The following is a 6,860-nucleotide window of genomic DNA, read 5'->3' as shown; positions in this document are numbered from 1 at the left end:
GGTGAGTTTACTGTATTCGCACCATCAGATGAAGCTTTTCAAAGGCTCGATGAGGACCTTCTCCTATCTCATCCGCGAAATATCAGAAAGTTAAGGACACTTATATCCTATCATATTGTTGCCGGGGAGTTGACAGCTTCCCGTATCCTTCAGGCCTTATGCCAGGGGGAGGGAGTAGCTGTATTCACAACAATTCAGGGAGGAGAGCTGATCGCAACCATAGAGGGTGTGGATATTTTCCTTACGGATTGCCGGGGCAACAAGTCGCGGATAGTGACGGCAGATGCCACTTCGGAGAACCTGGTGTTCCATGAAATTGACAGCGTTATCCTGCCCGGACCACCTATTCCCTGAATCTACCGTAATTCAGCCCCCAACTCCTTTTCAAAACTCTTCTGCAACCGTTTCATGGCAGCATCGATCTGCTTATCCGTGAGGGTCTTTTTAGGATTGAGTAGTGTAAAACTCACGGCATATGACTTTTTACCTGCGGGTAATTTATTTCCTTTATAAACGTCAAATAATTGGATTTCCCGGAGCAGGGACCGTTCTGCTGTAAAGGAGAGATCATACAATTGCTGATAACTCACATGTTCATCCAACAAAAGTGCAAAGTCCCTTTTAACCTCAGGAAACTTTGGGATGTCCTGGTATTGAAAAGTCGCTTTGGACGCCCTCTCCAGGAGTGCACTCCAATTTATATCCGCATATAATACCGGCTGTGATATGTTAAATGCCTTTAAAATATTGGGGTTGACCACACCGAAAGTAGCCACAGAAACACCCTGATCCCTTAGCTCTAACCCCTCTGAAAACCTGGAGTCGGATACAGGCGTTTCGAGGCAATTCTCAAAGCCCACTCGATCGAGCAACTGGCGGATTATACCCTTGAAATAAAAAAAGCCAATCGTTTCCCCGGAACGGGTCCAATGGTCCCGGTTCGTCTGACCTGTAAGCAAAAGGGACATCCTGGAATCTTCCAAATAATCTTTTTTCCCCTGCCTGTAGGTCTTTCCAAATTCGAAAAACTTGAGGTCGGGTTGTTTCCGGTTCAGGTTATGCGCAATGGCCTCGAGCCCTCCAAAAAGCATATCTGTTCTCAAGGCTGATAATTCCCGGCTCAGAGGGTTTAATAAAGCTACTGCAGCCTTTGATTCCGGTGCAAGGAGCTCCTGATAAGAAGGATTGGTCAGGCTATTGGACAATATTTCGTAAAAACCATTATGCGAAAGTTGCCTGCCCAGGCTTTCTTCCAGGACATGGGGCTCAAGGGAAGGTGGCGGGGTTATGGATGCATTGAGCTTTTCACTAAAACCTACATTGTTGTAACCATATACCCTAAGAATCTCTTCAATGACATCTACTTCGCGCTGAACGTCGACGCGATAAAACGGAATAATCAATCCAATGCCCGTTTCAGTGACGCTTCGCACCTGTATATCCAGGGAAGCCAGTATGGATTTGATGGTATCTCTGGGGATTTTATGACCGATTAAGGTGTCAATTTTTTCAAACCTGAGAAAAACACTTTGGTTTTCCTTTTTGTTGGGATAGAGATCGATAATATCCGAACTAATATTACCTCCGGTGAGTTCGCGAATCAAAACAGCAGCCCTGACCAGGGCGTACTCCACATTGTTGATGTCCACGCCCCGCTCAAAGCGAAACGAAGCATCTGTGCTCAGTCCATGCCTTTTGGCTGTTTTCCGGATCGAGACGGGATCGAAGTAGGCACTTTCGAGAAAAATGGACTTGGTATCTTCAGTTACACCGGTGTTTATCCCTCCGAAGACACCGGCAATGCACATGGGTTTTTCCCCATCACAGATCATAAGGTCTTCCGCGTCCAGCGTGTGCTCCACTCCATCAAGGGTCATGAATTTCCCACCTGCTTTTGCCTTTTTAACGACAACTTTCCTGTCAAAAATACGGTCGGCGTCAAAGGCATGCAGCGGCTGGCCTAATTCGTGAAGTACGTAATTCGTGGCATCCACTACGTTGTTGATCGGCTTGAGCCCTATGGCTCTTAACCTGTTTTTCAACCAGTCCGGCGAAGGTTGGACAATCAGGTTTGTCATGCTGATCCCGCAATACCTCGGTGCTAAATTATAGTCATCAACCTTAACGTCTATTCGCAGAGAGCGATCGTCTATATTGAAGGTGCTCACTGAGGGGGTGCGGACCTCGAGGTAGACTTTGCGTTGGCGCAGGCCGGCACGGAGATCCCTCGCCACACCGTAATGACTCATGGCATCAGCCCGGTTTGGCGTCAGCCCAATTTCAAAGATTTCGTCTTTTTCAATCGGAAAAAGGTTTTTGCAAGGCGTACCATTGGGGACGCTTGTGTCCAGGACGAGAATGCCGTCATGGCTCTCGCCAAGGCCAAGCTCATCTTCAGCACAAATCATACCCTCACTGACTTCACCCCTTATTTTCCCTTTCTTAATCTTCCAGGGCTCCCCCTCGGCATTATAAAGGGTAGTACCTACCGTGGCCACCGGCACTTTTTGCCCTACAGCAACATTAGGGGCTCCACAGACAATGGAGACTGGCTCGGATTCCCCAATAGCCACCGAGCAGACTTTGAGTCTGTCTGCGTTTGAATGTTTTTCACAGGTCAGTACTTCTCCAACTACAACACCCTCCAGACTTCCAGCTACAGATTCGAAAGTATCTACACCTTCAACCTCCAAACCGAGGTCGGTAAGGAGTTCAGCAATATCGGCTGATTTCCAGTCAATTTCAATGAATTGTTTAAGCCAGTTATAGGAGATGTTCATGATGCCCTTTAAGCCGTCAAATATAAGATAATGTGCAAAGAATTCAACACAGAAGAAAGCATAAGTACCGAAAACAAAGAACCCCGGAGCACGACTCCGGGGATTCTCAATCGGATAATTCAAAACAGGGAATTAAATGATGGTGGACTTCCCCAATCCGATATTCTCTTTATTGAGTCCGCGGTAGTCCTCCGCATCCGTAATCTGACTCGCGATAAAATGACCGACATCATCTGTGCCGTAGGTGCTTTTCGCCTTTAGGTCAGGAGTTACAATTCCATCTTTCAGGGAACGGTTTACGGCTTTGATAACAGCATTGGTCTCTTCTTTAAGGCCAAAATGGTCGAGGAGCATTGCCACAGAAAGAATTGCCGCAATGGGGTTGGCAATATTTTTTCCCGCCCCTTCCGGAAAAGATCCGTGGATAGGCTCAAACATGGCGTATTTTTCTCCTACCGAGGCCGAGGGCAACAAACCTATGGATCCTCCGATTACACTCCCTTCGTCCGAAAGGATGTCTCCAAACATATTCTCTGTCAGGATCACATCAAATTGGGAGGGGTTGAGTATAAGCTGCATGGCGGCATTATCCACAAAGAGGTAATTCAGGGTTACCTCCGGATAGCTCTTGCTGATTTTTGTAACAACGCTGCGCCATAACCTGGAAGATTCAAGGACATTCGCCTTGTCTACAAGGGTCAACTTGTTTCTGCGACTTTTTGCAGCCTTAAATGCAAGGTGGGCAATCCGGCTGATCTCCTCCTCTGAATAAATACAAAGGTCAGAGGCCGTTTTTCCATCTTCACTTCGGTTTTTCTCTCCAAAATAAATCCCACCCGTGAGTTCACGAAAGATAACAAAATCAGTACCGCTGATGATTTCCTTGCGAAGGGGGGAATTTTTAATCAGGGTTGGAAAAACTTGTACCGGGCGAATATTGCTGAAAAGTTCCAATTCTTTGCGAAGCCTGAGCAGCCCTTGTTCCGGGCGTACTTTGGCCTCCGGGTTGTTGTCGTACTTCGGATCTCCAATAGCTCCAAATAGGACGGCATCCGAACGTTTGCAAAGGGCCAGCGTATCTTCCGGAAGGGGGTTTCCGCCCTGGTCCATAGCTGTCGCGCCAACTGGCGCTTCCGCAAAAATAAACTGGTGTCCAAAGGCATCCTCAACGGCCTGTAGACAGGAAACCGCCTGTGCGATGACTTCCGGTCCGATTCCGTCTCCGGCTAACAATGCAATTTTTAGTTTCATGAAGTGACTTTTTCAATCTCAATGGCCGAGAGTTCCACGATTTGGTGGATATCCTCGTTGACTACTTCTTTTTTGCGATCTGCAAACTTGAGAAATTCCCCGTAAACAGCATCCAGTTGAACTTTGGTGAGTTCATAACCCAGTTTTTTCGCCCTGTAAGCCAAAGCAGCCCGGCCGCTGCGAGCGGTCAGGACGATGGAGGACTCATTTACCCCGACATCTTCCGGGTTGATAATCTCATATGTTTCGCGTTTTTTAATTACCCCGTCCTGGTGAATTCCGGAGCTGTGGGCAAACGCATTGGAACCTACAATGGCCTTATTGGGTTGTACCGGCATCCCCATTTTTTGTGAAACCATCTGACTGGTGCTGTATAATAACCTCGTGTTGATAGAAGTGTCCAGATCCAGGTAGGGGTGTTGCTTGAGTACCATGACCACTTCTTCCAGGGAGGTATTCCCTGCCCGTTCACCAATTCCGTTTATGGTGCATTCAATTTGCCGCGCGCCGTGAATTACCCCGGAAATAGAATTGGCTGTGGCGAGGCCCAGGTCGTTATGGCAATGGCACGATAGAATGGCTTTTTCAATTCCCCCAACGTGGTCCCGGAGGTATTTCATTTTGGCTCCATATTCTTCAGGCAGGCAATACCCCGTCGTGTCCGGAATATTCAAAACCGTGGCTCCTGCTTTGATAACCGCTTCACAAACCTCGGCGAGATAGGCGTTGTCCGTTCTTCCGGCATCCTCTGCATAAAACTCTACATCCTCGACAAATCGTTTGGCATAGCGCACGGCGGCAACCGCACGTTCCAAAACCTTCTCCCGGGTGGAGTTGAATTTATAGCGAATGTGGGAATCCGAAGTGCCTATCCCAGTATGAATTCGTGGCCTTTTTGCCTGCTTTAAGGCCTCAGCGGCGACTTCAATATCTTTTTCAACGGCCCTGGTTAAACCGCAGACCGTGGCATTATTGACAATTCGCGCAATTTCGGAAACCGAATTGAAATCTCCGGGGCTCGAAATCGGAAACCCCGCTTCTATGACATCAACGCCCAATTCATCCAGCCGGGCGGCTATCAGGAGTTTTTGTTCCGTATCCAGTTTACATCCGGGAACCTGCTCTCCGTCCCTGAGGGTGGTGTCAAATATTTGAACCTTCTCTGTACTCATCAGAATTGTGTACTTTTATTCATTATCACGAAAATAAAAGGACCCAATCGAAAGGATTGGGTTTCAGTTTTAGGTTTATGACGTTTAGGAGTAGTTACAAGCACGTAAAACCCACAAATGCAGATAGATAAAAGGCATTTATTACGATGACAAGTACTCAGAAAGACACGCTTTTTATCCTCATAAAGTCGCTTTCAAAATCGGAAAAACGACAGTTTAAGCTCTATGTAGGCCGTCTTGGGGTCAATGCGGATGCTAAGTTTCTGGCGCTGTTTAACTTGCTGGACAAAATGCGCCACTATGACGAGAAGACCATCCTGGAGAGTCAAATTGTCAAGAAATCCCAGCTCTCCAATCTCAAGGCGCATCTGTATAAACAAATCCTCATCAGCCTTCGCCTGAACCCGGGGAATCAGAATTTTCGCGTCCAATTGCGGGAACAACTCGATTTTGCCACCATACTATACCATAAGGGGCTTTACAAGCAAAGCCTGAGATTACTCGATAAGGCCAAGAGCATCGCTATTGAAAAAGAAGAAAAAAATATCGCCTACGAGATCGTGGAGCTGGAAAAGGTGATTGAAACCCAATATATCACCCGCAGTCTGCCTGACCGTGCGGGGGAATTGTCGGCACAATCTGCATGGCTGTCCAGAATGAATACCATAACCGGGGAATTCTCCAACCTATCATTGGAGTTGTATGGTATGATGCTCAAAATGGGGTATGTGCGCAATGATGAAGACCATAGGTTGGTCGCTGATTTTTTTGATTCGCATTTACCCGAGTTTGATTATGAAACCCTGGGTTTCAGGGAAAAATTATGGTTGTATCAGGCCCATTTGTGGTACAGTTTTTTAACCCAGGACTTTCTATCCTGTTATAAATATTCCAGTAAATGGGTGGGATTGTTTTACGACGCCCCGGATATGATTAATCTCAATCCGGTCTTCTTCCTCAAGGGTAATAACTATTTGCTCGAATCCCTTTTCTTTGTTAAATACAGTTCACAGTTCCGGGAAACCCTCGATAAACTGGAACAAATTATTACCCAGAAAAATTTTCCCAAAAACGACAACGTAGCAACCCTCTCGTTTCTCTACCTGAATGCCAATCGATTGAACCTCCACTTTATGGAAGGTACCTTTGAAAAGGGGCTTTATCTCACCCGTATTGTCGAATACGGTATTGAAAAGCACCGCGATCAACTGGACCGACATCACGTCATGCTCTTTTATTACAAGTTGGCGTCCCTGTATTTTGGAGTAGGGGATAATAAGGCGTGTATCCGGTATTTAAATAAAATTATCAACGGGAAGAACCTGAAAGTACGGGAAGATTTAATGTGTTTTGCCCGGGTATTGTCCCTTGTAGCCCACTATGAAGCCGGGATGGATTATCATCTGGAGGTGCAGTTGAAAAGCACCTATAAGTTCCTTTTGAAAATGAATGAGCTTCACGCTGTACAACGAGAAATGATCAAATTTTTGCGCAAAATGGGATCCATTTACCCACATGAGCTCAAAACGGCTTTCCGGGACCTCTAAGACAGATTAAAGGTCTATGAGGACCATCCTTATGAAAAGCGTGCCTTTCTATATCTCGATATCATCTCCTGGCTGGAGAGCCATCTAGAAGGTCGACCAGTGGCTGTCAT

The 6,860-nt window shown here is 46.6% G+C and carries 4 protein-coding genes and 1 pseudogene; 2 read left to right on the top strand and 3 right to left on the bottom strand.

Annotated elements, in window-relative coordinates; translation table 11 throughout:
• Positions 1-354, top strand: a 354-nt coding sequence (locus WBV75_RS11650; protein ID WP_424120764.1) for a fasciclin domain-containing protein, incomplete at its 5' end; no start/stop codon positions are given.
• A 2-nt stretch (positions 355-356) separates the two neighbouring features.
• On the opposite strand, the gene pheT is transcribed toward WBV75_RS11650, so the two are convergent.
• The 3 genes from pheT to WBV75_RS11635 all read right to left on the bottom strand — a co-directional run bounded on the left by pheT (position 357) and on the right by WBV75_RS11635 (position 5,203).
• Positions 357-2,780 carry a phenylalanine--tRNA ligase subunit beta gene (gene pheT, locus WBV75_RS11645; RefSeq protein ID WP_424120765.1) on the bottom strand — a complete coding sequence of 808 codons (2,424 nt, stop codon included), beginning with the start codon at positions 2,778-2,780 and terminating at the stop codon, positions 357-359.
• 132 nt (positions 2,781-2,912) lie between these two features.
• Entirely contained in the window at positions 2,913-4,031 is a 1,119-nt protein-coding gene (gene leuB, locus WBV75_RS11640; RefSeq protein ID WP_424120763.1) for a 3-isopropylmalate dehydrogenase, read from the bottom strand.
• Complete coding sequence (locus tag WBV75_RS11635) at positions 4,028-5,203, bottom strand: 2-isopropylmalate synthase (protein ID WP_424120762.1); 1,176 nt, start codon at positions 5,201-5,203, stop codon at positions 4,028-4,030. Before WBV75_RS11635 ends, leuB begins: the two co-directional genes overlap by 4 nt.
• Before the next feature lie 146 nt (positions 5,204-5,349).
• Here WBV75_RS11635 and WBV75_RS11630 point away from each other — a divergent pair.
• Positions 5,350-6,860: pseudogene (locus tag WBV75_RS11630) on the top strand (hypothetical protein); the annotation flags it as partial.

The sequence above is a fragment of the Robiginitalea sp. genome (genome assembly GCF_049588695.1).
Classification (GTDB): domain Bacteria; phylum Bacteroidota; class Bacteroidia; order Flavobacteriales; family Flavobacteriaceae; genus Robiginitalea.
This window is presented reverse-complemented; position numbering and strand designations above follow the sequence as displayed.